The organism is Burkholderia sp. SIMBA_062, from assembly GCF_046534765.1.
GTDB lineage: Bacteria > Pseudomonadota > Gammaproteobacteria > Burkholderiales > Burkholderiaceae > Burkholderia > Burkholderia ambifaria.
The window spans coordinates 63105-88070 of sequence record NZ_JAWRYD010000016.1 but is presented as its reverse complement, the minus strand read 5'-3'; the positions used below and the strand labels follow the sequence as shown (position 1 = coordinate 88070).

General features: G+C 66.3%; 20 protein-coding genes. 14 read left to right on the top strand and 6 right to left on the bottom strand.

The features are described from left to right. Window positions 1-9: 9 nt before the first annotated feature. On the top strand, window positions 10-1710 hold the full coding sequence (locus SB786_RS19080; protein WP_410728805.1) for an NAD(P)/FAD-dependent oxidoreductase: 1701 nt from the start codon (window positions 10-12) through the stop codon (window positions 1708-1710). A gap of 25 nt (window positions 1711-1735) precedes the next feature. Next, a complete protein-coding gene (locus SB786_RS19075; protein WP_410728804.1) occupies window positions 1736-2848 on the top strand; it encodes a Rieske 2Fe-2S domain-containing protein in 1113 nt (370 codons plus the stop codon). 103 nt (window positions 2849-2951) lie between these two features. Here the strand turns inward: SB786_RS19075 and SB786_RS19070 are convergent, their stop codons facing one another. The 4 genes from SB786_RS19070 to SB786_RS19055 all read right to left on the bottom strand — a co-directional run bounded on the left by SB786_RS19070 (window position 2952) and on the right by SB786_RS19055 (window position 7269). Further along, window positions 2952-3953 carry an NADP-dependent oxidoreductase gene (locus SB786_RS19070; protein ID WP_410728803.1) on the bottom strand — a complete coding sequence of 334 codons (1002 nt, stop codon included), beginning with the start codon at window positions 3951-3953 and terminating at the stop codon, window positions 2952-2954. A gap of 67 nt (window positions 3954-4020) precedes the next feature. Continuing rightward, window positions 4021-4884 (bottom strand): alpha/beta fold hydrolase, encoded by an 864-nt coding sequence (locus SB786_RS19065; protein WP_410728802.1) that lies wholly within the window; start codon window positions 4882-4884, stop codon window positions 4021-4023. Window positions 4885-5341: 457 nt separating this feature from the next. Further along, window positions 5342-6130, bottom strand: a complete 789-nt coding sequence (locus SB786_RS19060; RefSeq protein WP_410728801.1) for an SDR family NAD(P)-dependent oxidoreductase — start codon at window positions 6128-6130, stop codon at window positions 5342-5344. Window positions 6131-6186: 56 nt separating this feature from the next. Next, window positions 6187-7269: an alkene reductase gene (locus SB786_RS19055; protein ID WP_410728800.1), complete on the bottom strand. Its 1083-nt coding sequence runs from the start codon at window positions 7267-7269 to the stop codon at window positions 6187-6189. Between the two features lie 132 nt (window positions 7270-7401). Between SB786_RS19055 and SB786_RS19050 the strand changes: the two genes are divergently transcribed. Beyond that, on the top strand, window positions 7402-8031 hold the full coding sequence (locus tag SB786_RS19050) for a TetR/AcrR family transcriptional regulator (RefSeq protein WP_410728799.1): 630 nt from the start codon (window positions 7402-7404) through the stop codon (window positions 8029-8031). A 51-nt stretch (window positions 8032-8082) separates the two neighbouring features. Here SB786_RS19050 and SB786_RS19045 read toward each other — a convergent pair whose 3' ends face one another. Then, a complete protein-coding gene (locus tag SB786_RS19045) occupies window positions 8083-8808 on the bottom strand; it encodes a TetR/AcrR family transcriptional regulator (protein WP_410728798.1) in 726 nt (241 codons plus the stop codon). Between the two features lie 413 nt (window positions 8809-9221). Here SB786_RS19045 and SB786_RS19040 point away from each other — a divergent pair, with 413 nt between their 5' ends. From SB786_RS19040 to SB786_RS19010, 7 genes are all read left to right on the top strand, one after another. Beyond that, on the top strand, window positions 9222-10355 hold the full coding sequence (locus SB786_RS19040; protein ID WP_410728879.1) for an efflux RND transporter periplasmic adaptor subunit: 1134 nt from the start codon (window positions 9222-9224) through the stop codon (window positions 10353-10355). Next, window positions 10352-13516, top strand: a complete 3165-nt coding sequence (locus SB786_RS19035) for an efflux RND transporter permease subunit (RefSeq protein ID WP_410728797.1) — start codon at window positions 10352-10354, stop codon at window positions 13514-13516. Before SB786_RS19040 ends, SB786_RS19035 begins: the two co-directional genes overlap by 4 nt. Continuing rightward, entirely contained in the window at window positions 13513-14979 is a 1467-nt protein-coding gene (locus tag SB786_RS19030) for an efflux transporter outer membrane subunit (RefSeq protein WP_410728796.1), read from the top strand. The genes SB786_RS19035 and SB786_RS19030 overlap by 4 nt, the downstream gene beginning before the upstream one ends. Before the next feature lie 135 nt (window positions 14980-15114). Further along, window positions 15115-16494: a paraquat-inducible protein A gene (locus tag SB786_RS19025; RefSeq protein ID WP_410728795.1), complete on the top strand. Its 1380-nt coding sequence runs from the start codon at window positions 15115-15117 to the stop codon at window positions 16492-16494. 40 nt (window positions 16495-16534) lie between these two features. Beyond that, window positions 16535-18130, top strand: coding sequence for an intermembrane transport protein PqiB (locus SB786_RS19020; RefSeq protein ID WP_410728794.1), 1596 nt, complete (start codon window positions 16535-16537; stop codon window positions 18128-18130). Continuing rightward, on the top strand, window positions 18127-18828 hold the full coding sequence (locus SB786_RS19015; protein WP_410728793.1) for a membrane integrity-associated transporter subunit PqiC: 702 nt from the start codon (window positions 18127-18129) through the stop codon (window positions 18826-18828). The genes SB786_RS19020 and SB786_RS19015 overlap by 4 nt, the downstream gene beginning before the upstream one ends. Window positions 18829-19033: 205 nt before the next feature. Further along, on the top strand, window positions 19034-19561 hold the full coding sequence (locus tag SB786_RS19010) for a TetR/AcrR family transcriptional regulator (protein ID WP_410728792.1): 528 nt from the start codon (window positions 19034-19036) through the stop codon (window positions 19559-19561). 122 nt (window positions 19562-19683) lie between these two features. Here the strand turns inward: SB786_RS19010 and SB786_RS19005 are convergent, their stop codons facing one another. Next, entirely contained in the window at window positions 19684-20439 is a 756-nt protein-coding gene (locus SB786_RS19005) for a TetR/AcrR family transcriptional regulator (RefSeq protein WP_410728791.1), read from the bottom strand. Between the two features lie 139 nt (window positions 20440-20578). Between SB786_RS19005 and SB786_RS19000 the strand changes: the two genes are divergently transcribed. From SB786_RS19000 to SB786_RS18985, 4 genes are read left to right on the top strand one after another with little or no spacing between them, the layout of a single operon-like run. Continuing rightward, window positions 20579-20899: a hypothetical protein gene (locus SB786_RS19000; protein WP_410728790.1), complete on the top strand. Its 321-nt coding sequence runs from the start codon at window positions 20579-20581 to the stop codon at window positions 20897-20899. Window positions 20900-20911: 12 nt separating this feature from the next. Beyond that, a complete protein-coding gene (locus SB786_RS18995; protein ID WP_410728789.1) occupies window positions 20912-21982 on the top strand; it encodes a VOC family protein in 1071 nt (356 codons plus the stop codon). Window positions 21983-22018: 36 nt separating this feature from the next. Continuing rightward, window positions 22019-22975, top strand: coding sequence for a fumarylacetoacetate hydrolase family protein (locus SB786_RS18990; protein ID WP_410728788.1), 957 nt, complete (start codon window positions 22019-22021; stop codon window positions 22973-22975). Then, window positions 22972-24942, top strand: coding sequence for an acyl-CoA synthetase (locus SB786_RS18985; RefSeq protein WP_410728787.1), 1971 nt, complete (start codon window positions 22972-22974; stop codon window positions 24940-24942). The genes SB786_RS18990 and SB786_RS18985 overlap by 4 nt, the downstream gene beginning before the upstream one ends. The last annotated feature ends 24 nt before the right edge of the window (window positions 24943-24966 follow it).

Sequence of the window (24966 nt, the reverse complement as noted above, 5' to 3'; positions counted from 1 at the left end):
TTTGCCCCCATGACTCAGATGAGCCCCGCGAACGGGCGCGACAGCAACCACTTCGACGTGATCATCCTCGGCTCGGGCATGTCCGGCACCCAGATGGGCGCGATCCTGGCCAAACAACAGTTTCGAGTGCTGATCATCGAGGAGTCGTCGCACCCGCGGTTCACGATCGGCGAATCGTCGATCCCCGAGACGTCTCTCATGAACCGCATCATCGCCGATCGCTACGGCATCCCGGAGCTCGACCACATCACGTCGTTCTACTCGACGCAGCGTTACGTCGCGTCGAGCACGGGCATCAAGCGCAACTTCGGCTTCGTGTTCCACAAGCCCGGCCAGGAGCACGACCCGAAGGAGTTCACGCAGTGCGTGATTCCCGAGCTGCCGTGGGGTCCGGAGAGCCATTATTACCGGCAGGACGTCGACGCCTACCTGTTGCAAGCCGCCATCAAATACGGCTGTACGGTCCGCCAGAAGACGAGCGTGACCGAATATCACGCGGACAAGGACGGCGTCGCGGTGAGCACCGCCCAGGGCGATCGGTTCACCGGCCGGTACATGATCGACTGCGGCGGGCCCCGCGCGCCGCTCGCGACCAAGTTCGGGCTCCGCGAAGAGCCGTGTCGCTTCAAGACGCACTCGCGCAGCCTCTACACGCACATGCTCGGCGTCAAGCCGTTCGACGACATCTTCAAGGTCAAGGGGCAGCGCTGGCGCTGGCACGAGGGAACCTTGCACCACATGTTCGACGGCGGCTGGCTCTGGGTGATTCCGTTCAACAACCACCCGCGGTCGACCAACAACCTGGTGAGCGTCGGCCTGCAGCTCGACCCGCGTGTCTACCCGAAAACGGACATCTCCGCGCAGCAGGAATTCGACGCGTTCCTCGCGCGGTTCCCGAGCATCGGCGCGCAGTTCCGGGACGCCGTGCCGGTGCGCGACTGGGTCAAGACCGACCGCCTGCAATTCTCGTCGAGCGCCTGCGTCGGCGACCGCTACTGCCTGATGCTGCATGCGAACGGGTTCATCGATCCGCTGTTCTCCCGGGGGCTCGAGAACACCGCGGTGACCATCCACGCGCTCGCGGCGCGCCTCATCAAGGCGCTGCGCGACGACGACTTCTCCCCCGAGCGCTTCGAGTACATCGAGCGCCTGCAGCAGAAGCTGCTGGACCACAACGACGACTTCGTCAGCTGCTGCTACACGGCGTTCAAGGACTTCCGGCTGTGGGACGCGTTCCACAGGCTGTGGGCGGTCGGCACGATCCTCGGGCAGTTCCGGCTCGTGCAAGCCCACGCGCGCTTCCGCGCGTCGCGCGACGAGGGCGACCTCGATCACCTCGACAACGACCCGCCGTACCTCGGGTACCTGTGCGCCGACATGGAGGAGTACTACCAGTTGTTCAACGACGCCAAGGCCGAGGTCGAGGCCGTGAGCGCCGGGCGCAAGCCGGCCGAGGAAGCCGCGGCGCGGATTCACGCCCTCATCGACGAACGAGAATTTGCCAAGCCGATGTTCGGCTTCGGGTACTGCATCACGGGGGACAAGCCGCAGCTCAACAACTCGAAGTACAGCCTGCTGCCGGCGATGAAGCTGATGTACTGGACGCAAACCAGCGCGCCGGCGGAGGTGAAAAAGTACTTCGACTACAACCCGATGTTCGCGCTGCTCAAGGCGTACATCACGACCCGCATCGGCCTGGCGCTGAAGTAATCGACCAACGACGACACAAAAAACGATGGACGACATTCAATTCGATCAACCGAGCGTCAAGGAGCCTCCCCAGGCCGCGTACGACGCGACCACGCGCGTGGCCGCGAGCTGGTACGTCGCGATGCGCTCGGACGACCTCAAGGACAAGCCGACGGAGTTGACGCTCTTCGGCCGTCCGTGCGTGGCGTGGCGCGGCACGACGGGGCGCGCCGTGGTGATGGACCGCCACTGCGCGCACCTCGGCGCGAACCTGGCCGACGGGCAGATCAAGGACGGATGCATCCAGTGCCCGTTTCACCACTGGCGGTATGACGAGCAGGGCCAGTGCGTTCACATCCCCGGCCACAGCCAGGCGGTGAGCCGGCTGGAGCCCGTCCCGCGCGGGGCGCGCCAGCCGACGTTGGTTACCGCCGAGCGATACGGCTACGTGTGGGTCTGGTACGGCTCCACGCAGCCGCTGCACCCGCTGCCCGAAATCGCCGCGGCCGACGTCGACAACAGCGACTTCATGCACGTGCACTTCGCGTTCGAGACGACGACGGCGGTCTTGCGGATCGTGGAAAACTTCTACGACGCGCAGCACGCGACCCCCGTGCACGCGCTCCCGATCTCGGCCTTCGAGCTCAAGCTCTTCGACGATTGGCGCCCGTGGCCGGAGGTCGAATCGCTGGCCCGGGCGGGCGCGTGGTTCGGCGCCGGGATCGACTTCACCGTGAACCGGTACTTCGGGCCCCTCGGCATGCTGTCGCGCGCGCTCGGCATGGACATGTCGCAGATGAACCTGCACTTCGATGGCTACCCCGGCGGATGCGTCATGACCGTCGCCCTGGACGGCGACGTCAAATACAAGCTGCTCCAGTGCGTGACGCCGGTGAGCGACGGCAAGAACATCATGCACATGCTCATCTCGATCAAGAAGGTGGGCGGCATCCTGCGCCGCGCGACCGACTTCGTGCTGTTCGGGCTGCAGACCAAGCAGGCCGCGGGGTACGACGTCAAGATTTGGAACGGGATGAAGCCGGACGGCGGCGGCGCGTACAGCAAGTACGACAAGCTCGTGCTCAAGTACCGCGCGTTCTACCGGGGGTGGGTCGACCGTGTCGCGGAGCCAGCCACTCGACCGCGCCGCCGCGAGTGAGCGGCGATATGTGAGTCAGTCGTTGACGCTGCCCACGCATCACCACCGATGAACGCCGAGACATGCGCTGTTTGAAGCCCTGGGCGGCGTTCTTCGCAATCCTTCACTTGATCCTGACGACGACCTTGCCCTTGGCGCGTCCTTGGGCCAGGTATTCCAGTGCATCCTTTGCTTGTTCAAACGGAAATACCTTGTCAATGACAGGATGGATACGTTCGGATTCGAGCAGTTTGCCGATCTCGGCGAGTTGAGCACCGTCGGGGCGTACGAAGAGAAACGAGTAGGTAACGTCACGCTTTTTCGCAAGACGCATGATCTTGCGGCTCATCAGGCTGAACACGAACTGCAGGACGAAGTTCAGACCGCGAGCACGGGCGAACGCTGCGTCCAGCGGCCCGATAAGAGAGACGATCTTCCCGCCCTGCTTCAGGATTCCTACCGACTTTTCAACCGCGTCGCCCCTGATCGTGCCAAGCACCACATCGTAGTCGCGCAGCACTTTCTCGAACGCTTGCTTCTTGTAGTCGATTGCTTCGTCCGCGCCGAGGCTTTTCACCAACGGGATATTGCCCGTGCTGGTATTGGTCCCCACCTTGGCGCCGAAATATTTGGCCAGCTGGATCGCGAATGTTCCAATGCCGCCGGACCCTGCGGGAATGAACACCTTCTGACCCGGCTGAAGATTGGCACGCTCCTTCAGTGCTTGCCATGAAGTGAGCCCGACCATGGGAACCGAGGCGGCCTGCACGAAGTCCAGATTGACCGGTTTCGGGGCTGCAGCGCTCTCCGGTACCACGGCAAATTCGGCGATGGATCCGCTTCCAAGGTCGAACAGACTTGCAAAAATGGCGTCGCCTTTCTTGAAGCGAGTGACGCGCCTGCCGACATCGATCACGATGCCGGCCAGATCGCTGCCCATGGTTGCGGGCAACTGGAACTTCAAGACGGGTTTGAACATGCCCGTTGGAATCATGTTGTCGATCGGGTTCACCCCCGCGGCGTGAACCTCAACCAGCAGTTCGTCGGGCTTTAGCATGGGGCGCGGAACTTCGGCAAACCCGATCTCGGGTGATTTGCCATAGCGTTTGAATGTGAGTGCTTTCATGTTGCGCTTGCTCCGACGGTGCGTTGTATTCGCGAGAAACTTCATACTCCACTGATCCACAAAGTATTCATTGCGATAGAAACTCCAGTGCCGTGGGTACGAAGTTGGCGTAATGCTGGAAGATTCCACCGTGGCCAGCGTCCTGATAAATGACGAGCTGCGCCTGGGAGATGCGGCGGGCCATATCGTGACTGAGAGCGGTGGGCACCATAATGTCGTTATCCCCATTGGCGATCAGGACAGGCATGGACAGACTGGCGAGGTCCTGTGGCGCTTGCCGGCCCCACGCCTTGATCGCCTTGAGTTGACGAAGGAAGGCGCGAGGTGCCGGCCCCTTGTCGCGGCCAGCCTTACGTTCCTTCAACCGCTTCAAGAAGGCGCTTGCCGCGCGCTGGCCGTTGGTTGTGGAGGTGAAGAACAGATACGCCTTCGGATCGCGCAGCGTGAGCAGCCCTTTGAGCATGAGCGGCCATGACACGGCACCGACCCGATCGATACCGTGACCGCCGGCGGGGCCCGTGCCAGTGAGGATGAGCTTGCGGACCAGGCCTGGCGCCTTGAGCGCCACGTCCTGCGCGACGAAGCCGCCAAGCGAGAAGCCGAGCATGTCGACTCGATCGAAACCCATTGCACGGATCAGTGCGATGGTGTCGCGCGCCATCTCGTCCACGGTCACGGGCGCGATGCCCCCGGATAAGCCAATTCCTCGATAGTCGATGGCGATAACCCGGTGTTTGTGAGCCAAGCCATCGACGATGCGCGGGTCGAAGTTGTCCAGCACGGCGCCCCAATGGTTCAGCAAAACCAAAGGAATGCCGCCGTGCGGACCCAGTTCGCGGTAGGCGAAGCGGGTTCCGGCCGCGTTGACGAACTTGTTCGGTGCCTGTGCATGCGACGTCGTCGATTGGGTGTCCGGGTTGATGCTCTGCATCGGTGACTCCTCGGGTGCTGCTTTCATATGTCGAGCATCATGCTGACGGGGAAAAAGGCAGAGCTTCAATCCGCACCGCAAGCCAGATGCTCGAGTGTGGCCTCAAGCGTCGATTCGGACAACGGCTCTTCGTCGACTGCGCACGCCAGCGTCGACGATGCGCTCGTGCGCGGCTTCCGTGGATCGGGCGGTGGGTCGTTTCATGTGACGTTCATCCGCGATCGGTTTCTGATCGCAAGCGCTTGGTGCTCACCTGCGCGCCCGCAGACGCCGCGTGCGAAACGTTCCCCAGCCGCCGCTGAAGGCAGACTTTCAGAATGTTGCAAGCCCGCCCTCGTCGGGACGCGGTTCTCCAGGCGAATCGAGTACCGTTGACATCCACGAAGCGCGTAGCGTAGTGACATGGTTGTCGGTCATCGTGGTATCCGTCGTTCCGCCGTTTGCTGCAATTGAATAGTCAGGCGCGAAGCTGATAGCGCTCGGCCGCGTGTGCTTGTCGAATGTCCGACATCAGTCCCTGGCGAGCGCCCTCCAGGGCATCCCATCGCCCGGCTACGTGCAGCGGCGGGATCGTGACCAGTTCGCGACGGTCGAACCCGATCAGTGCCGCATCGACCAACTCGCCCACTTCCATCACCTCGGGCAGCGTGTTCACGTCGACCCCGGCGCGCTCCCAGATCTCCGTGCGCGTCGCGGCCGGCAGGACGGCTTGCACGTAAACGCCCTTGGGCGACAACTCAAGATTCAGGCCCTGCGACAGGAACAGCACGAATGCCTTGGTCGCGCCGTAGATCGACATGCCGAACTCGGGCGCGAAACCCACCACCGAGCCAATGTTGACGATCGAGCCGTTACCGGACTGCACAAAGCGTGGCGCGACCGCGGCTGCAAGCCTCGTCAGCGCCGTCGTGTTGAGCGTGATCAGGCGTTCGATGCCTTCGGGGGTTTGCTGCAGGAAGCCGCCCGACTGAGCCACGCCGGCATTGTTGATCAGAATTCCTATTCGATCGTCATCGCGCAGACGCGCTTCGACTGCGGCAAGCTCCGCCGGCCGGGTCAGGTCGGCCGGCAGCACGTCGACGGCCACGCCGCTTGCTTCGCGCAGGCGCGCGGCCAGCGTATCGAGGCGCGCGTTGTCGCGCGCCACCAGCACGAGGTCATGGCCACGCCGAGCGAAGCGCTCGGCGTAGGTGGCGCCGATGCCGCTCGAGGCGCCGGTGATGAGGACTGTCGGAAGCGTGGTCATGGGTACTTTCCTTTGCAAGGGTTCTTCTGGCGGAGGCTCGATCGAGGGCACGAGCCTTAGCCGGAAATCGTCGGGTAATCGATGTAGCCCACCGCGCCGCCACCATAGAGCGTCGCCGGGTTGAGTTGCGTCAAGGGTGCGCCGTGCTTCAGGCGTTCGACCAGGTCCGGGTTGCTGATAAACGGACGGCCGAACGCGAACAAGTCGGCCCTGCCCTCAACGAGTTGAGTGGTGGCGAATTCCACGTCGTAGCCGTTGTTGGCCAGATAGGTCTGCTTGAAACGGCGGCGCAGCGCGTCGTAGTCGAATGCCGCCACATCGCGTGGGCCGCCAGTCGCGCCTTCGACCACGTGCAGATAGACGATGCCCTGCGCGCTGAGCTGTTCGGCGATGTAGTCGTACTGCGGTTGCGGAGCGCTGCACGAAATGCCGTTGGCCGGCGAAACGGGCGAGATGCGCACGCCGGTGCGCTCTGCGCCGATTTCCTTGACCACCGCGGCGACCACTTCCAGCAGCAGCCGCGCACGGTTCTCGATCGAGCCGCCGTAGTCGTCGGTCCGCTGGTTGGCGCCGTCCTTGATGAACTGCTCGAGCAGATATCCGTTCGCGCCGTGAATTTCCACGCCGTCGAAACCGGCGGCAATAGCGTTGGCCGCAGCCTGCCGAAAGTCGTTCACGATGCCCGGCAGCTCGGCGAGTTCCAGCGCGCGCGGCTCGGACACGTCGGCGAATCCATTGTTGACGAAGGTTTTCGTCTCGGCGCGGATGGCGGAAGGCGCGACCGGCGCCGTACCGCCAGGTTGCAGGTCAGTGTGCGACACGCGGCCCACATGCCAGAGCTGCACGAAGATGCGTCCGCCCTTCGCATGTACGGCGTCCGTGACCTTACGCCAGCCAGCGATCTGCTCGGGCGTGTACAGGCCGGGCGTGTCCTGATAGCCCTGCGCCTGGGCCGAAACCTGAGTGGCCTCGGTGATGATCAGGCCGGCCGACGCGCGCTGGGCGTAGTAGGTCGCGGCAAGCTCGCTGGGCACCAGCCCGGCGCCGGCACGGTTGCGGGTCAGCGGTGCCATGACGATGCGATTGGTGAGCGTCAGTGCACCGAGGGCGTACGGCTCGAAAAGCGTTTTCTCTGACATGTCGTTCCAGCGTCGGGTGGTGGGAATGGCTCAATGATGACGATCATAATCTAACCTGTCAATACTTTGATGACGACCAATATCAATGTATAGTCGGGCCATCAGACAGGAACGCGCCCACGGAGAGGAAAAGTGAAAGTCACCAAGGCACAGGCCCAGGCCAACCGGGCCCACGTTGTTGAAACAGCGTCGGCGCTGTTCAGGGAGCGCGGTTTTGATGGGGTCGGAGTGGCGGATCTGATGGGTGCAGCGGGGTTCACCCACGGCGGCTTCTACAAGCACTTCCGCTCAAAGGCCGATCTGATCGCGGAATCGGCGGCCTGCGGCATGGCGCAGACGGTTGCGCTGTCGGCTGGGGTGGACGCATCGGAATTCGTGCGACTGTATCTGGCGCGCGAGCACCGCGACTCGCGCGCAACCGGCTGCACGATGGCTGCGCTGGGCGGGGATGCCGCGCGTCAACCCGAAGCGGTCCGCGCCACCTTCGCGGACGGCATCGAAAGACTGCTGGCGGCGTTAGTCCAGGAGCGAGATTCGTCAGACGGCGCAGACTCGGCGGAGGCCCGAGCCGACTGCCTCGACATCATGGCGCATGCGGTCGGCGCGATTGTGTTGTCGCGCGCATGCCCGGATGATTCTCCACTGGCCGACGAAATTCTGACGGTATGCCGCGACAAGATTCTCGCGACACTGAGCCCGTCGGCGACAGCGCGCGAACCGGGTCGCAATCATGGTCACGACAGCGCCGCCAAGTCCAAGTGACACCGGGGGCGATGGCCGCCTGGAAGGTGGTCGACGACGATCGCCGCCCCCTCAATCGCCACCCGTTACAGAGAAATCGCCCGGCGGTAGCGGGCGATTCGCGATGGCGTGCGCCTCGGCGGGCGCAATGCCAAGCGTCTGCAGCACGATCGCGGCGGTCCGTTCCGGGAAAGCGCCGACGCCGGCCACCCGTCGCCGCGCCCCACCCTCGACCGTCCTGGCGATGTGAAGCTGCGCGGCGATTGCCGCGAGAATCGTCCCCGTCAACGCCAGAACGCTGACGAACGGATCGCGGACGACGAAGCGGCGCGCCGCGATCCCGCGCGCGCTGTCCCGCCGCAAGCGCTGCCCAAGCCCGCGGTCGAGCGCGCGCACCGAAAATCCCTCGCGCATCAGGAACCGACCCCACGTCCACTCCCGATGCGCTTGCATCAGCGTATGGCGCACGCAGACCGATACGACCTCCGCCGGATCTGACAAGCCGTCGGTCAGGCGCTCGAGCCGATCCGCGAAATCGTCGAACACCCACTCGATCAACGCGGCAAAGAGTTCGTCTTTCGATGCGAAGTGGTTGTAGAACGAGCCGAACCCGACATCGGCCGCCTCGGTGATCTCGCTGATCGCCACGTTGTCCATCCCCTTTTCCGCCATCAGCATGAACGCCGCCCGCAGCAGACGCATGCGCGTCGCCTGCTTGCGCCGCGCGCCTCGCGGAACCCGGTGCTCGGTCGCGACGGCGGCCCCGATCGGCCGCGGCGGCTCGGACGTTGGATCCATGACAGCGTCTCCCCCTTTGGAAAATTTCTGCATTCCGCAATCTTAGATTATTGGCTCATACTTGACAACATTATCAGTTATGAGTCTAATCTCGGAAATCGCTGCGCCGAGCGTGTCTGCCGGAAGGGTCCTCGGCGTGCGGTAACCGCCAGCACGGGCATTGGATGCCCGTGCGGTAGCCAGCCCGCCGCTGCGTGCTGCGGGCGCAGGCAGCGTGACCTGGCGTGCCGGCATCGGACGCTGCCACGCAAATATCGGAGTACTGATTTAACAGTGGATGCGCCGTCGGCAGCGAAGCCGGATCGCGCCCCGCCCCAGTCGGCCGGCCCACCGAGGTCGCCGGATTTTTTAGTTGGCCCCTCACTCGTCTTGGAAACATCGTGAAATCACCAAGTCTTGATGCGCGCACTTCGATGCGCCGGCTCCTGACACGCATCGCGCCGCCGGTTCAGCGGGCGCCGATCGCGCTCGCATGCTGTGCAATTCTTCTGACGGCTTGTCATTCGCATGAGGCCCCCGCGCCCGAACCGCGGTCGGTGGTCGCGCTGCCGGCTCACGCAGACAGCGGCGCATCGCAGCGCGTGCTGCCGGCGCAGGTCCAGGCGCGCTATTCGACGGCGCTGTCGTTCCGGGTCGGCGGCAAGATCGTCGAGCGGCGCGTGCGCATCGGCGACACCGTCAAGGCCGGACAGACGCTCGCGGCCCTGGATCCCGCCGATCTGCACAACACGCTGCTCAATGCCCGCGCGCAGCTCGACGCCGCCGAGCATCGGGTCGTCTACGCAAAGCAGCAACTGGAGCGCGACCGCGCGCAGGCACAGGCCGCGCTGATCGCCCCCGCGCAGCTCGAGACAACGCAGGATGCGTATACGTCGGCGGTCGCGCAGCGCGATGCCGCGCTCGCGCAGATGGCGCTCGCCGGTGATCACCTGCGCTACGCGACGCTCGTCGCGGATCACGACGGCGTCGTGACGTCCGAGGATGCCGATACCGGGCAGAACGTCGAGGCCGGGCAGGCGGTGTTTCATCTGGACTGGAGCGGCGAGCTCGACATCGTATGCGACGCCTCGGAGCGCGACCTGCGCGATCTCGCGATCGGCCGCGGCGCGCGCGTCAGCCTGACGGCGCTGCCGGGCAAAGTGTTCGATGCGCGCGTGCGCGAGGTCGCGGCCGCCGCGGATCCGCAAAGCCGCACGTGGCGGGTAAAACTGACGCTGATCGCGCCGAGCGCGGACGTGCGCTCCGGGATGACGGCCAGCGTCGCGTTCGACGGCAGCGCCGACGCCGCCGCGGACCATACGATCACGCTGCCGGCCACCGCACTCTTTCACCGCGGCGAAACGCCGGCGGTCTGGGTCGTCCGCAAGGGCAGCGACACGCTGGAACTGCGCCCGGTGTCGATCGGACGCTACGACGAACGTACGGTGTCCATCACGTCGGGGCTCGCGAGCGACGAGCGCGTCGTGATGCAAGGGGTTCATACCGTCACCGCCGGCGAACGCGTGCGCGTCGTGCCGCCGCTGCATCCGGAGGACTTCCCGTCATGAACGCGCCCGAACATCAGCATCTGCCGGACGACGCGCGAACCGACTCCGGCCCGGCCGACGACCGTCGCTTCAATCTGTCCTCATGGGCGCTCAAGCATCAGCAACTGGTGATCTTCCTGATCGGCCTTGCGACGATCTTCGGCGTGATCGGCTATACGCGCCTCGCGCAGTCCGAGGATCCGCCCTTCACGTTCCGCACGATGGTGATCCAGACCTACTGGCCTGGCGCCACCGCCCGCGAAGTCCAGGAGCAGGTCACCGACCGGATCGGCCGCCAGCTTCAGGCTGCGCCCAACGTCGACAACATCAAGAGCTACTCTCGCCCCGGCGAGTCGATGATCTTCTTCGCGATGAAGGATTCGGCGCCCGTCAATCAGGTGCCGGAAACCTGGTATCAGGTGCGCAAGAAGGTCGGCGACATCCGCGCGACGTTGCCGAAGGGCACGGTCGGCCCGTTCTTCAACGACGAATTCGGCGACGTCTATACGAATATTTACGCGCTCGAAGGCGACGGCTACTCGCCGGCGCAACTGCACGATTACGCGGACAAGCTGCGCGCGGTGCTGCTGCGCGTGCCCGGCGTCGCAAAGGTCGACTACTTCGGCGACCCCGATCAGCACGTGTTCGTCGAGATCTCGAACGCGCAGCTGACCCGGCTCGCGATCACGCCGCAACAACTCGCGCAGGCGATCGACGCGCAGAATGCCGTCGCGCCGGTCGGCACGATCACGACGACGAACGATCGCGTGTTCGTGCGTCCCACCGGCGCGTTCAAGGACATGCAGGCGCTCGCGGACATGCCGATCACCGTGAACGGCCGCACGTTCCGGCTCGGCGACGTCGCAAAGATCACGCGCGGCTACGACGATCCGCCCGTCACGCAGATGCGGACGAACGGCCACGCCGTGCTCGGGATCGGCGTGACGATGCAAAAGGGCGGCGATGTGATCGATCTCGGCAAGGCGCTCGACGCCAGGACCGCCGAACTCCAGGCAGGCCTGCCGGCCGGCGTGAAGCTGAGCGCGGTGTCGAGCATGCCGCACGCGGTCAAGCACTCGGTGGACGACTTCGTCGAGGCGGTGGGCGAAGCCGTCGCCATCGTGCTCGTGGTCAGCCTCGTGTCGCTGGGCTTGCGCACCGGGATGGTGGTCGTCATCACGATTCCGATCGTGCTGGCCGTCACCGCGCTGTGCATGCACCTGTTCGGCATCGGGCTCGACAAGGTGTCGTTGGGCACGCTGGTGCTCGCGCTCGGGCTGCTGGTGGACGACGCGATCATCGCCGTCGAAATGATGGCGGTGAAGCTCGAGCAAGGCTGGACGCGAACGCGTGCGGCGGCGTTCGCCTACACGAGCACGGCGTTCCCCATGCTCACGGGTACGCTCGTGACGGTATCGGGCTTCCTGCCGATCGCGCTCGCGAAGTCGAGCACCGGCGAATACACGCGCTCGATCTTCGAGGTGTCAGCCATTTCACTGATCGTGTCGTGGTTCGCAGCCGTCGTGCTGGTGCCGCTGCTCGGCTACCACATGCTGCCCGAGCACAAGCATCACGACGGGCATGCGCACGGGCAGGACGTGTACGACACGGGTTTCTACCGGCGTCTGTCCGGCTGGATCACGGTATGCATCGAGCGCCGCTGGGTCGTGCTCGGCGTGACCGCGGTGCTGTTCGCGATCGCGATGGCCGCCTTCACGCGCGTGCCGCAGCAGTTCTTCCCGAACTCGGAGCGCCCCGAACTGCTGGTCGACTTGCGCTTGCCGGAAGGCGCGTCGTTCGACGCGACGCTGCGCGAGGCCACGCGGCTCGAGAAGACGCTCGCCGGCCGCCCCGAAATCGATCATGTCGTCGACTTCGTCGGCACCGGTGCGCCGCGCTTCTATCTGCCGCTCGATCAACAGCTTCAGCAGCCGAACTTCGCACAGTTCGTCATCACGGCAAAGGACGTCGACGCGCGCGACCGGCTGTCGCACTGGCTCGAGTCGACGCTCGCCACCCGTTTCCCGACCGTGCGCACGCGTGTGGCGCGGCTTGAAAACGGGCCGCCGGTCGGCTTCCCGATCAAGTTCCGCGTGAGCGGCGACGACATCGCAACCGCGCGCGCCATCGCCGAGAAGGTGGCGGACAAGGTGCGCGCCGACCCGCGCACGCGCAACGTGCAGTTCGACTGGGACGAGCCGGCCGAGCGCTCGGTGTCGTTCGAAATCGAGCAGCTCAAGGCGCGCCAGCTCGGCGTGACGTCGGAAGACGTGTCGAGCTTCCTCGCGATGACGCTGTCCGGCTACACGGTCACGCAATATCGCGAGCGCGACAAGCTGATCAACGTCGACCTGCGCGCGCCGAAGAGCGAGCGCGTCGACCCGTCGAAACTCGCCGGCATCGCGATTCCGACGCCGCACGGCCCGGTGCCGCTCGGCGCGATCGGCCACGTGCGCGACACGCTCGAATACGGCGTGATCTGGGAACGCGACCGCCAGCCGACGATCACCGTGCAGGCCGACGTGCGCGGCGACGCAGCGAGCATCGGCGTCACGCGCGACATCGACGGTGCGCTGGCGACGCTGCGCGCGACGCTCCCCGCCGGCTACCGGATCGACATCGGCGGCGCGGCGGAGGAAAGCATGAAGGGCCAGACGTCCATCAACGCACAGATGCCGCTGATGATCATCGCGGTGCTGACGCTGCTGATGATTCAGCTCAAGCGCTTCTCGCGCACCTTCATCGTCGTGCTGACCGCGCCGCTCGGCCTGATCGGCGTGGTCGCCGCACTGCTGCTGTTCGGCAAGCCGTTCGGCTTCGTCGCGCTGCTCGGCGTGATCGCGATGTTCGGGATCATCATGCGCAACTCCGTGATCCTGGTCGATCAGATCGACCGGGACATCGCAGCCGGACAGCCGCGCTTCACGGCGATCGTCAGCGCGACGGTGCGGCGCTTCCGGCCGATCATGCTGACCGCCGCCGCCGCCGTGCTCGCCCTGATCCCGCTGCTGCGCTCGGGCTTCTTCGGCCCGATGGCAACGGCGCTGATGGGCGGCATCACGGTCGCGACGGGACTGACCATCTTCTTCCTGCCCGCCCTTTATGCGACGTGCTTCAAGGTGCGAGGCGACGAACGCGAGTCGACCGCCACGACCGTCGCGTCCCCGGAGACATGTCAATGAAACTTACCCGTATGACTGCGGCGCTCGCCGCGACCGCGGTGCTCGGCCTGTCCGGCTGCGCGATGGCCCCCAGCAGCACGCCGCCCGCGATGCCGTCGCCGGCTCACTACGGCGAGACGCCGCAGCCGCCGCGGACCGCCGAAGCGGCGGGCGTCGCGCAGCAATTCGACGTCGGCGCCGCGCCGGTTCCGCAATGGTGGCGGCTCTATCGCTCCGGCGCGCTCGACGCGCTGGTCGACGAAGGACTGAACGCGAATCCGACGCTTGCCGCGACCGAAAAGACGCTCGCCGCCGCGCAGCAGGAACTGCGCGCGCAGGTCGGCGCATCGACGCTGCCGTCGCTCGACGCAAATGCGCAGGTGGCCCGCACCCGCACGCCGGACATCTCCGGCACGGGCGCGCAGACGCTGCGCTACAACGTGTTCGTCGGTCAGTTGCAAGCGCATTACACGTTCGATCTGTTCGGCGCCACGCGCTACGCGAACGCGGCGAGCGCCGCACGCGTCGACGTGCGCGCTTGCGAGCTCGAGGCGGCGCGGCGCGCGCTGGCAGCCAACATCGTCGGCACCGCCCTCTCCGCTGCGACGCTCGACCGACAGATCCTGCTGACCGAGCGGCTCGTCACCATCGCGGCATCGTCCGCGCACGACGATGCGCAGCGCTACGCGCTCGGCGCGATCTCGCACGCGCAGGCGCTGGCGTCGACGCAGAGTGCGGCATCGCTCGCCGCGACGCTGCCGGCGCTACGCCAGCAGCGCGCGACCACCGTTCACGCGCTCGCGATCCTGCTCGGCCGCACGCCCGACGCCGTGCCGCCGATCCCCGCATTCGGCAGCCTGTCGCTGCCGGAGCACGTGCCCGTCGTCGTGCCGTCCGACCTGCTGAAGGCGCGCCCCGACATCCGCGCGGCCGAAGCCGCGGTAAAAGCCGCCGCGGCGGATGCGGGCGAAGCGACCGCGCAGTTGTTCCCGAGTTTGTCGCTCACGGCGACGTTGGGGCGCGGCGGCTTCAGCTGGCCGGCGCTGTTGTCGGGAGCGGGCGGGCTGTGGGCAGTCGGCGCAGGCCTGTCGCAGCCGCTCTTCCATGGCGGCGCGCTGCTGGCCCACCGGCGTGCGACGCTCGATTCGTACGACGCGGCGGTGCTTCAGTACAAGTCGGCGGTGCTGTCCGCGTTCGGTGACGTCGCGGATTCGCTCGCCGCGCTCGACAACGACGCGCAGACGCTGGCCGCGAACGAAATCGCGGCCCGGGCGGCGGGCGCGGCCTTCGACGAAACGGTGCAGCGCCGCACACTGGGCGCCGTTCCGGTGTCCGCGCAGCAGGCGAGCGAGCGGCAATATCTGACCGCGGAACTCGACGCGGTCCGTGCCGCGAGCCGGCGAATGACGGATACGGCGGCGCTCCTGCAGGCGATGGGCGAGTTGCCGCCCGACGCCCGCACGGCAGTCGCGGCCCGGCAATAACGGCTGCTTGCGTCGACGGGTTGGCCGCGCGCGCCGTTCGGCCGGCGCCGACCCGGACCTCGACGCCCGGCGCACCGCGACTACCGCGAGTACCGCGGCGCCGGGTACTCCTTTACCCCGCATGATCGATTCCCGATGAAACCCGAAAACCTGGTCGCCTGCCATGAATGCGACCTGCTGTTTTGGCGGCCGCCGCGCCTGCGCGCGCTGGCTGCACACTGCCCGAGGTGCCGTGCCCGCGTGGGCGGCAGCGCGCACGGCCGGCCGGCGCTGGACCGGCGGTGCGCGTTCGCGCTCGCCGCGCTGTTCACGCTCTTCATCGCGCAGGCCTTTCCCATCGTCGCGCTCGACGCAGCCGGCATCGCATCGCACGCGACGCTGGCCGACGCGGTGGCCGCGTTGCGCTTGCACGGGCAACCGGTCGTGGCGGCGATCGTGTTCTGCACGACGATGTTGTTCCCGCTGCTGGAACTCGCCGCGTGGCTGTACGTGCTCGTGCCGTTGCGCGCGGGCCGCGTACCGCCCTGCTTCGAGCCGGTCCTGCGCAACATGCAGCGGCTGCGGCCGTGGAGCATGGTCGAAGTGTTCCTGCTCGGCATCTTGGTCACGATCGTCAAGATGACGAGCGTCGCACACGTGATACCGGGCCCCGCGCTGTTTGCGTTCGGCGCCCTCACCGTGATGCTCGGCTTTCTCGCGTCGTTCGACCCGGGCGGCCTGTGGGAAGCGCGCGACGAAATCATCGCGCTGCGCGGCGGCGGTGCGCCCGCCGCGGTGTCGCGCCGGCGGCACGCGCCGCGATGCGCTGCACCGGTGGCGCCCGACACAGCGGACGCAATGGACGCAATGGACGCAATGGACGTTACCAGCGCGACCGGGCGCCACCGGCCGGCAAGCGTCACAGCGCGCGCCGCGGGGCTGCTCGCATGTCATACGTGCGGACGCGTGCAGCAGGCCGCCGGCGAGCGCTGCACGCGCTGCGGATCGACGCTGCACGAACGCCGCCCGCGCAGCGCCGCACGCACGGGCGCGCTCGTGATCGCGGCCGCGCTTCTTTACATTCCGGCGAACCTGCTGCCCATCATGCACGCGACCTCGCTCGGCCGCGCCGAGGACGACACCATTCTCGCGGGCGTCGCGTACTTCTGGACGTCCGGCGACTGGCCGCTCGCCGTCGTCGTGTTCGTCGCGAGCGTGCTCGTACCGATGCTCAAGCTCGCGATTCTCGCGTTGCAGGCCATTGCCGCGCATCGCGGCACGCAATGGCGCCCGTTGGAACGCGCGCGGCTCCATCGACTGGTGGAGCGGGTGGGCCGCTGGTCGATGCTCGACGTGTTCGTCGTCGCGCTGACGATCGCGCTCGTGCACTTCGGGTCGTTCGCCGAGATCACGCCCGGCCCCGGCGCGCTGGCGTTCGGCGCCGTGGTCGTACTCACCATGTGCGCGTCGATGCAGTTCGATCCGCGACTCATCTGGGACGGCGCGCAGCGCTCCGCCGCCCGCCCTCGATCCTGAACGAGCGCAAGCCCGTCGCAACTCTACGACTATTCACAAGATGCTCTCCCTCGATTTGCCTGAACCCGAGATCCGGCCGCGCAGCCGCTGGATCCCGTCCCTCGTCTGGATCGTTCCGCTCGTGTGCGCGCTGATCGGGCTGTCGCTCGTGTACCGCAGCATCGCCGCGACCGGCCCGACGATCACCGTCACGTTCGCGAACGCGGAAGGCCTCGAAGCCGGAAAGACCAAGGTCCGTTACAAGGACGTCGATATCGGCTCGGTGCAGGCCATCACGCTCACGCCCGACTTCAAGCGCGTAGTCGTGCGCATCCAGCTCACCAAGGAAGCCGCGCGGTTCGCGAACCGCGATACGCGATTCTGGGTCGTTCGGCCGCGTGTCGGCGCCACCGGAATCTCCGGGCTCGGCACGCTGCTCTCCGGCGCATACATCGGCGCGGACCTGGGCCGCTCGCCGCATGAGCAGACCGACTTCGCCGGCCTCGAGACGCCGCCCGCCGTCACCGCGGACCAGCAGGGCCGCCGCTACCTGCTGCACGGCGATTCGCTCGGCTCGATCGACATCGGCTCGCCGGTGTTCTACCGGCACCTGCAGGTCGGCCAGGTGGTCGGCTTCTCGCTCGACAAGGATGGCACGGGCGTCGACGTGCAAGCGTTCGTCAAGGCGCCGTACGACAAATACGTCGGCACCAACACGCGCTGGTGGCACGCAAGCGGCGTGGATCTGCGGCTCGATTCGAACGGCCTGAAGCTGAACACGCAGTCGCTCGCGACGGTGGTCGTCGGCGGCCTCGCGTTTCAGTCGCCGCCCGAGCAAGCCGATGCACCGCCGGCGGCCGACAACGCGTCGTTCCGGCTCGCGCCGGACGAAGCCGACGCGATGCGCGACCCCGACGGCACGCCGCTGATGGTCGTCATGCGCTTCGACCAGTCGCTGCGCGGGTTGTCGGTCGGCGCGCCGGTCGATTTGCGCGGCATCGCGCTCGGTCAGGTCACGAACATCGGGATCGAGTACAACGAGCACTCGCGCACGTTCAGCATGAAGGTCACGATGGCGCTGTATCCGTCGAGACTGAGCCGGCACAGCGACACCGCGCTGCCGGCCCCCGACACCGCCGGCGGCCACGACCTCCTCGAGCACCTGGTGCTGCAGGGGCTGCGCGGGCAGCTGCGCACCGGCAGCCTGCTCACGGGCCAGTTGTACGTGGCGCTCGACATGTTCCCGAAGGCGCCGCGCGCGAGCGTGGACGTGCGCCGCACGCCTGTCGAGCTTCCGACCGTTCCGAACACGCTCGACGAACTGCAGGTTCAGCTCGCCGACATCGCACGGAAGCTCGACAAGGTTCCATTCGACCAGATCGGCAACAGTCTGAACGGAGCGCTCGAGCATGCGAATCAGCTGTTCGGACACCTCGACGAGCAGGTCGTGCCGCAGGCGCGCGACACGCTGGCGGCGGCGCAACGCACGTTCGACGCCGCGCAGGCGACGCTGCGACAGGATTCGCCGATGCAATCGGACGTCCATGACGCGATGCAATCGCTCACGCATACGCTCCAGTCGCTCAATACGCTGGCCGACTATCTCGAGCGGCATCCGGAAGCACTGCTCTTCGGCAAGAAAGGAGAACCGAAATGACGCCGCATTCGTTTCGCACGATCCGGATGCCGATCCGCATCGCAACGTGCGTCGCGCTGGCCGTGCTCAGCGCCTGTGCATCGCCGCCCGTACGATTCCATACGCTCGGGATGGCGGATGGCGCGGGCGGCGAAACCGGCGCCTCGCGTCCCGTATGGCTGATCGACATGCAGAGCGTGCACGTCGCAGCGCCAGCGGACGGCAACCGGCTCGCGGTGCAGCGCGGCCCCGAACGGGTCGACATTCTTGAACAGGAGCGCTGGGTGTCGCCGCTCGGCGACGAGATGCGCGGCGGACTGTCGACGCGCGTCACGTCCCGGCTGAACACGATCGACGTTCACCGCGTCGCCCATCCGGATGGCACGCCGGTCTATCGGGTCGCCGTGGACGTCCAGCGTGTCGAATCGTGGCCGGCGTCGCACGTGCTGCTCGATGCGACATGGACTGTGGACCCAGGCTCCGGACAGCCGGCGCTGACGTGCCGCAGCATCGTTCGGGCCGGTGCGTCGGCGGGCTACGACGCGCTCGTCGACGCGCATCGCCATGCGCTCGACACGCTCGCGCTCGGCATCGCCGCGGGCATTCGCGCGGCGGCCACGCACGCGCCGCCGCCCGCCGGATGCCGCGCGGGAACACTCGACCGACGGATCGCGCCAGTCGCCGCCGAGCGCGGCGCGCCGGATCCGCTCGACGATTGAATCGGGCCGCGAAAACGCGCGCGGTCGGGTTGGGTTGGGCGATCGGCATCGCGCCGTGCCCTGCACGATCTAGCGACATCGTCAGGCGAAATCATCCCGACGAAAAGCGTATCGGCGCTGCGCCGTTCCCCCGCATCGATCCCGCGTTTCGCGCGGCACGGTGTTGCGCCGCTTCAATCATTTCCGCCTGCTTGGACAACCCAGGATGAAACCCGCCCGACTCACGCGCGAGCAACGCAGGCTCGACACCCGCGAACGGCTCATTGCCACCGCTCGCGCGCTATTCATCGCGAAAGGCTTTGCCGATACGAGCATCGAACATATCGCCGAGGGCGCCGGGTACACGCGCGGCGCGTTCTATGCGCACTTCGAACACAAGCGCGAGCTGTTGATCGAGATCCTTCACCGCGACCATGATCGACTGATCACGAAAGTTCGGCAGGCGGCGCCGGAGAGCGGCGGCGCCTGCAGCGCGGCCGACTACGCGGACATTGCCGCCGGCTGGGAATGTTTCCCGCTGTGGGTCGAGGTTCATCTGTACGCGCTGCGCGATGCCGCGTTTCGGCACATCGTCGACTGCCTGCACACCGAACCGGCTGCGCTACCGGAGACGGCAAGCGGCGCGGCGGGCGCCGAGCGTCGAACGCCGTCCGCGACCGGTTGGCCGGCCGCGCTCGGCATCGCGCTGCTCAGCGCCGGCGCGCGGGATGCCCGGCGCGACGATCCAGCGTAGCGTAAGAAAGGGCCACCCGGCCGGGATTCGCCCACATCCGGCACATCGCGGCCCAAGCTGCCGTGTTGCCGTTCATCCGCAACTGACCCACCCGGGTCTGGCAGGCGGGCTACGGCGCTGCGTCACTGCGCCGTCTCGGCCGCTTCCACGACCGGCAGCGGCCGGCTTGCGATCTTCTCGGCTTCCGCGCGCTTGAGCCCCAGCGTATGCAGCAGCGTTGCCGCCGTGCGCTCCGGGAAATGCTCTCCGCTGAAGCCGAGCTCCTTCAGCACATCGGCCGCCGGCGCCCCCGGCGCGACGAAGTTGAGCTCGGCCGCAATTGCGGTCAGCACCGTACCGCCAACCGAAAGGAAGCCGATGAACGGGTCGGCGACCGCGAAGCGTTTCTCGGCGATGCCGCGCTCGATGTCCCGCAGCAGGCGCTGGCCCAGGCCGAGCGTCAGGACCCGCGCCGAAAAACCCTCGCGTATCAGGAAGTGTCCCCACACCGGCTCGCGCCGCGCGCGAATCAGCGTATGCCGCACCGACACGGAAACGATTTCCGCCGGGTCGGACAAGCCGCTGGCCACGCGATCGAGCGAATCCGCGAACTCCTCGAATACCGATTCCACGAGGGTCGCGTAGATCGCTTCCTTCGATTCGAAGTGGTTGTAGAACGAGCCGAAGCCGACGTCGGCGGCCTCGGTGATTTCGTTGATGGCGACGCCTTCCATGCCCTTTTGCGCCATCAGCCTGAGCGCGGCGTCCAGCAGGCGGGCACGGGTCTCGCGCTTGCGGCGCGCGCCGCGGGGCTCGCGCTCTTCGGCGACCGCGACCGCGGGATTGGCTGCTTCCGGAGCGGAGCGCTTCGGTGTCCGGCGATTCGGTGTATTCGGCATGACGTTTCCGATCCTTGTTCGTGCGCCCAAGTATAGATTCAAATGTCTACGTTGACAAAGTTATCATTCATGACTTTAATGTCACAAAAGGCGGCTGAACGAGGCCCCGAGAACCGATCGACAAACGAATGGAGAAACGGTGGAGACACATCTGCACACGGGCGCCAGCGCGTCCATCCGCATCAATTCGCTCTCCTCGCCGGTGGGCGGGTTGCCGGCGACGCACGATGGACTGATCGAAGAATTCGGGCCAGTCGGCGCGGCAACGGGCCACGTGCCGGCCAGTCACGGTAACCGCGACGACGCGCATCGCCCACCCGCGAAATCGACGATCGCCCTCGCGACATTCATGCGCCGGCCAGACGTCTCGTGCGACGGTGCGATTGCCTGCCTGCCGTTGCGCGGACAACCCCTCGATGCGACGGCGCCCGCCTTCGCGACTGCCGTTCGACCTGCCTGACTGCCATCCGCCATGAAACTGACCACCACACAGCCGGCTCGACACCCCCACCCCACGACGAAGGCATCGGCGCTCGCCTATCTGATCTTCGATCGTCCGGACCTCCACGGGGCCGAGCACTTTCTCAACGACTTCGGTCTTCGAACGGTGCGGCGGGACGACACGCAATTGCTGCTGCGCGGAACGGGCGCCGCACACTTCTGTTATGTCGTTCGCCACGCGCCGAAGGCTCGCTTCGTCGGCTTCGGATTGCGGGTCGACAGTCGGGCCGATCTGGAGGCGCTCGCGCGCGTCCCAGGCGCGTCGAAGGTCGAGGCATCGGAGTGGCCCGGTGGCGGCCAGCGGGTGCGCCTCACCGATCCGTCAGGTTTTCGGGTGGACGCGATTGCGGGCCAGGCACGGGCCGACACGCTGCCGCATCGCACGGCGCTCCCGTTCAACTCGGTCGATACGCCCGTGCGAATCAACGCGACGCAGCGGCCGCCGGCGAGCACCCCTGAAGTCATTCGGCTCGGGCACGTCGTGCTCGAGCTTGCCGACTTCCAGGCAACCTGCGCGTGGTACACGCAGCATTTCGGGTTCATCCCCAGCGATGTCCAGGTGCTGCCGGACGGCTCCCCGGCGGTTGCATTCATGCGGCTCGATCTGGGCGACAAGCCGGCCGATCACCATACGCTCGCGCTCGCCCAGGGGTTCGTGCCGACTTATAGCCATAGCGCGTACGAACTGGTCGACGCCGATGCCGTCGGCATGGGCCAGCGCCTGCTCCGCGACAGCGGGTGGACGCACGCGTGGGGCATCGGCCGACACATTCTCGGCAGCCAGATCTTCGACTACTGGCAGGACCTTTGGGGCGACAAGCATGAACACTATTGCGACGGCGACTTGTTCACGGCTGACGAGCCGACGGGCGTGCACCCGGTGAGCCGCGAAGCGATGGCGCAGTGGGGCCCGACGATGCCGCGCAGCTTCACGAAGCCCCGGTTCACGCCGTCGAGCCTCGCGGCGCTGTTTCGCAACCTGCGCCGCAGTCCCGATCTGACGCTGAGCAAGCTGCTGACCCTGGCGAAGCTGTTCGCCTGACTCCCAACGCCTATTCGACTCACGAGAGATCCAACCATGTCACTGCTTGTCCTGCACTTCCGGCATAACGGCCGCGCGCAATGGGGTGTGGCCGCCAACGGCGCCGTCACGCCGATTCCCGGCGACTTCGAAACCACCGCGAGCTTCCTCGCGGCGAATCCGGTTGAACGACTCGCCGCGCTCGACGGATCGACGATTCCCGAAACAGATGTGGAGTGGCTGCCTCCGGTGACAGCCAACCAGCAATTCGTTTGCCAGGGCGCGAATTATCGTCAGCACATGATCGAATCGGGCATGGATCCGGACGCGAAAAAGTTCAACATGATCTTCACGAAGGCGACGAGTTGCATCGTCGCCGCCAACTCGCCGGTCGTGAAACCGCGACACGTCCGGTTTCTCGACTACGAAATCGAGCTCGGACTCGTCCTCAAACGCGACATCACGTCCCACCGGCAGATCACGGACGAGAACCTGCACGACTACGTCGCCGGCACTGTGATCGTCAACGACTATTCCGCGCGCGATGTCCAGATCCCGCAGATGCAGTTCTACAAGGGCAAGAGTTTCCGGACCTTTGGCCCGGTCGGCCCCTATCTGTGCCTGCTCGAGCGGCGTGACTTCCCGAAGCTGAAGGCGCTCGACCTGACGTTGACCGTGAACGGCGCGGTGCGTCAGCGCGACTCGACCTCGAACCTCGTCTATGGTCCGGCAGAAACGTTGACCGAGTTGTCGGGCGTGCACGACCTTCGCGCCGGCGACCTGCTCGCGACCGGCACGCCGGCCGGCTGCGCACTCAGCATCCCGTCGCCGCTCAAGCAGCGGGCCGTGGCGCTGTTTCCCGAATCCTTCAAGTGGAAGATGTTCATGAAGGTGCAGGCGGGACGCGCGCAGTACCTGAAGGCCGGAGACATCGTCGAAGCCCGGATCGCGAGCCGCGACGGAACGATCGATCTGGGCGTGCAGCGTAACAAGATCGTGGACGAAGCAGCATGAACGGCATCGCGACCCGGTACGACGTGCTGGCGATCGAAGCGAAGGGCCTTCCGCCGGATCTCCCTGCCAGCACATACGAGATGATTTGCGCCGGCGCGGCCATCGATCCGTCCGCCCCCGCGCTGTCCTTTTTTCTGACCGCCGACGCGCACCGCGACGCCGAGTGCTGGACCTATCGCGAGCTGGTTCGTGACATCACGCGCACGGCCAACCTGTTCACGCGCCTCGGCGTGAGCGCGCGTTCGGTGATCGCTTATGTCCTGCCCAATCTTCCCGAAACCCATTTCGTGATCTGGGGCGGGCAGGCGGCCGGCATCGTATGTGCGATCAATCCGTTGCTCGAAGGCGAAGCGATCGGCAATCTGCTCAAATCGGCCGGCGCGAGCGTACTCGTGACGCTCGCGCCATTTCCCGGGACCGATCTCTGGCAGAAAGTCGCGGCTATCCTTCACCAGGTCGAGTCGCTGCGGCATCTCGTGCTGGTCGATCCGGCCGATCGTGTGCAGGGCACGGCGCAAGCAGCGGCCCGCATGCTCCAGCGCGACGCGTGCCGGAAGCTGCACGGCGATGGCGGTTTGCGCGGCGCGGTGCCCGCGCATATCCAGATCCACGACTTCGGTACGGAAATGGCGCGGGAATCCGGTACGGCGCTCGACACCGCGCGCCGTATCCAACCTGGCGACATGTCCTCGTTCTTCTGTACCGGGGGAACCACAGGGTTGCCGAAAATCGCGATGCGCAGCCACGGCAACGAAGTGGCGAATGCATGGAGCGCCGGCCGGGTCTTCGGCGACAGCATCGGCCCCGGCAAGACGACTTTCTGCGGATTGCCGCTCTTTCACGTCAATGCCGCGATGGTGACCGGCCTGCTGCCTTTTTCGCGGGGCGCCCACGTCGTGCTCGGCACACCGCAAGGTTACCGAGGTGACGGTGTCGTCAAACGTTTCTGGGAAATCGTCGAACATCATCACGTCAATTTCTTCAGCGGCGTCCCGACACTTTACGCGTCGCTGCTCGACATTCCTGCCGACGGACATGTTATCGACTCGCTCGAATACGGCCTGTGCGGTGCGGCGCCGATGCCGGTCGGCGTCTTCAGGGCCTTCCAGGAAAAGACGGGCATCCGGATTCTCGAAGGCTACGGTCTGACCGAGGGAACCTGCGTGAGCAGCGTCAACCCGCCGACCGGCGAGCGCCGGCTGGGATCGATCGGGCTTCGCATCCCGTTCCAGGCGATGAAAGCTGTCGTCGTGGACGACGCGGGACGGTATCAGCGCGATTGCGCGGTGAACGAAGAAGGGCTGCTCGTCATCTCCGGGCCGAACGTTTTCACCGGCTACCTGCGTGCCGATCAGAACGGGGCGCTGTGGCTCGATCTCGGCGACGGCAAGCGCTGGCTCAACACCGGCGACCTCGGCCGCTGCGACGTCGACGGCTACTTCTGGCTGACCGGCCGCAAGAAGGAACTGATCATTCGGGGCGGGCACAACATCGACCCCGCGGCGATCGAGGAACCGCTTCATCGACATCCGGCGGTCCAGCTCGCCGCGGCAATCGGGCGTCCCGATGCGCATGCCGGTGAGCTGCCGGTCGCGTATGTTCAGCTCAAGCCGGGGATGAGCGCTACCGAGCACGATCTGACGGCGTTCATGCAACAGGAGATCGCCGAACGCGCCGCGCTGCCCAAGCACGTCCGAATCGTGGAAGCTATCCCGCTCACGGGGGTCGGCAAGATCTTCAAACCGGAACTCAAGCGCCGCGAGGCGCGTGACGCGCTGCGCGCGGCATTGGCCCAGGGCGGCGCCCCCGGTGCATCGATCGACGTCACGACCGACCAATCGGGCGGAATGTCCGTGTCGGTCGAGCTGAGCGAGCCCGGGCTCGAGCCTGCGGCGCGCGTGGTGCTGGGGCGTTTTCCGTTTGCGTTCTCGATCTCGATCGCCGCGCAGCCAACACGGTCATCCTGACCGACAGCAACAAATCTGCGGCGA

Coding starts and splice junctions, on each gene's coding strand:
- SB786_RS18985 (WP_410728787.1), top strand. CDS start 22,972: ATGAACGGCATCGCGACCCGGTACGACGTGCTGGCGATCGAAGCGAAG.
- SB786_RS19030 (WP_410728796.1), top strand. CDS start 13,513: ATGAAACTTACCCGTATGACTGCGGCGCTCGCCGCGACCGCGGTGCTC.
- SB786_RS19010 (WP_410728792.1), top strand. CDS start 19,034: ATGAAACCCGCCCGACTCACGCGCGAGCAACGCAGGCTCGACACCCGC.
- SB786_RS19080 (WP_410728805.1), top strand. CDS start 10: ATGACTCAGATGAGCCCCGCGAACGGGCGCGACAGCAACCACTTCGAC.
- SB786_RS19045 (WP_410728798.1), bottom strand. CDS start 8,808: ATGGATCCAACGTCCGAGCCGCCGCGGCCGATCGGGGCCGCCGTCGCG.
- SB786_RS19025 (WP_410728795.1), top strand. CDS start 15,115: ATGAAACCCGAAAACCTGGTCGCCTGCCATGAATGCGACCTGCTGTTT.
- SB786_RS19060 (WP_410728801.1), bottom strand. CDS start 6,130: ATGACCACGCTTCCGACAGTCCTCATCACCGGCGCCTCGAGCGGCATC.
- SB786_RS19020 (WP_410728794.1), top strand. CDS start 16,535: ATGCTCTCCCTCGATTTGCCTGAACCCGAGATCCGGCCGCGCAGCCGC.
- SB786_RS18995 (WP_410728789.1), top strand. CDS start 20,912: ATGAAACTGACCACCACACAGCCGGCTCGACACCCCCACCCCACGACG.
- SB786_RS19035 (WP_410728797.1), top strand. CDS start 10,352: ATGAACGCGCCCGAACATCAGCATCTGCCGGACGACGCGCGAACCGAC.
- SB786_RS19065 (WP_410728802.1), bottom strand. CDS start 4,884: ATGCAGAGCATCAACCCGGACACCCAATCGACGACGTCGCATGCACAG.
- SB786_RS19040 (WP_410728879.1), top strand. CDS start 9,222: ATGCGCCGGCTCCTGACACGCATCGCGCCGCCGGTTCAGCGGGCGCCG.
- SB786_RS19005 (WP_410728791.1), bottom strand. CDS start 20,439: ATGCCGAATACACCGAATCGCCGGACACCGAAGCGCTCCGCTCCGGAA.
- SB786_RS19070 (WP_410728803.1), bottom strand. CDS start 3,953: ATGAAAGCACTCACATTCAAACGCTATGGCAAATCACCCGAGATCGGG.
- SB786_RS19055 (WP_410728800.1), bottom strand. CDS start 7,269: ATGTCAGAGAAAACGCTTTTCGAGCCGTACGCCCTCGGTGCACTGACG.
- SB786_RS19075 (WP_410728804.1), top strand. CDS start 1,736: ATGGACGACATTCAATTCGATCAACCGAGCGTCAAGGAGCCTCCCCAG.
- SB786_RS18990 (WP_410728788.1), top strand. CDS start 22,019: ATGTCACTGCTTGTCCTGCACTTCCGGCATAACGGCCGCGCGCAATGG.
- SB786_RS19015 (WP_410728793.1), top strand. CDS start 18,127: ATGACGCCGCATTCGTTTCGCACGATCCGGATGCCGATCCGCATCGCA.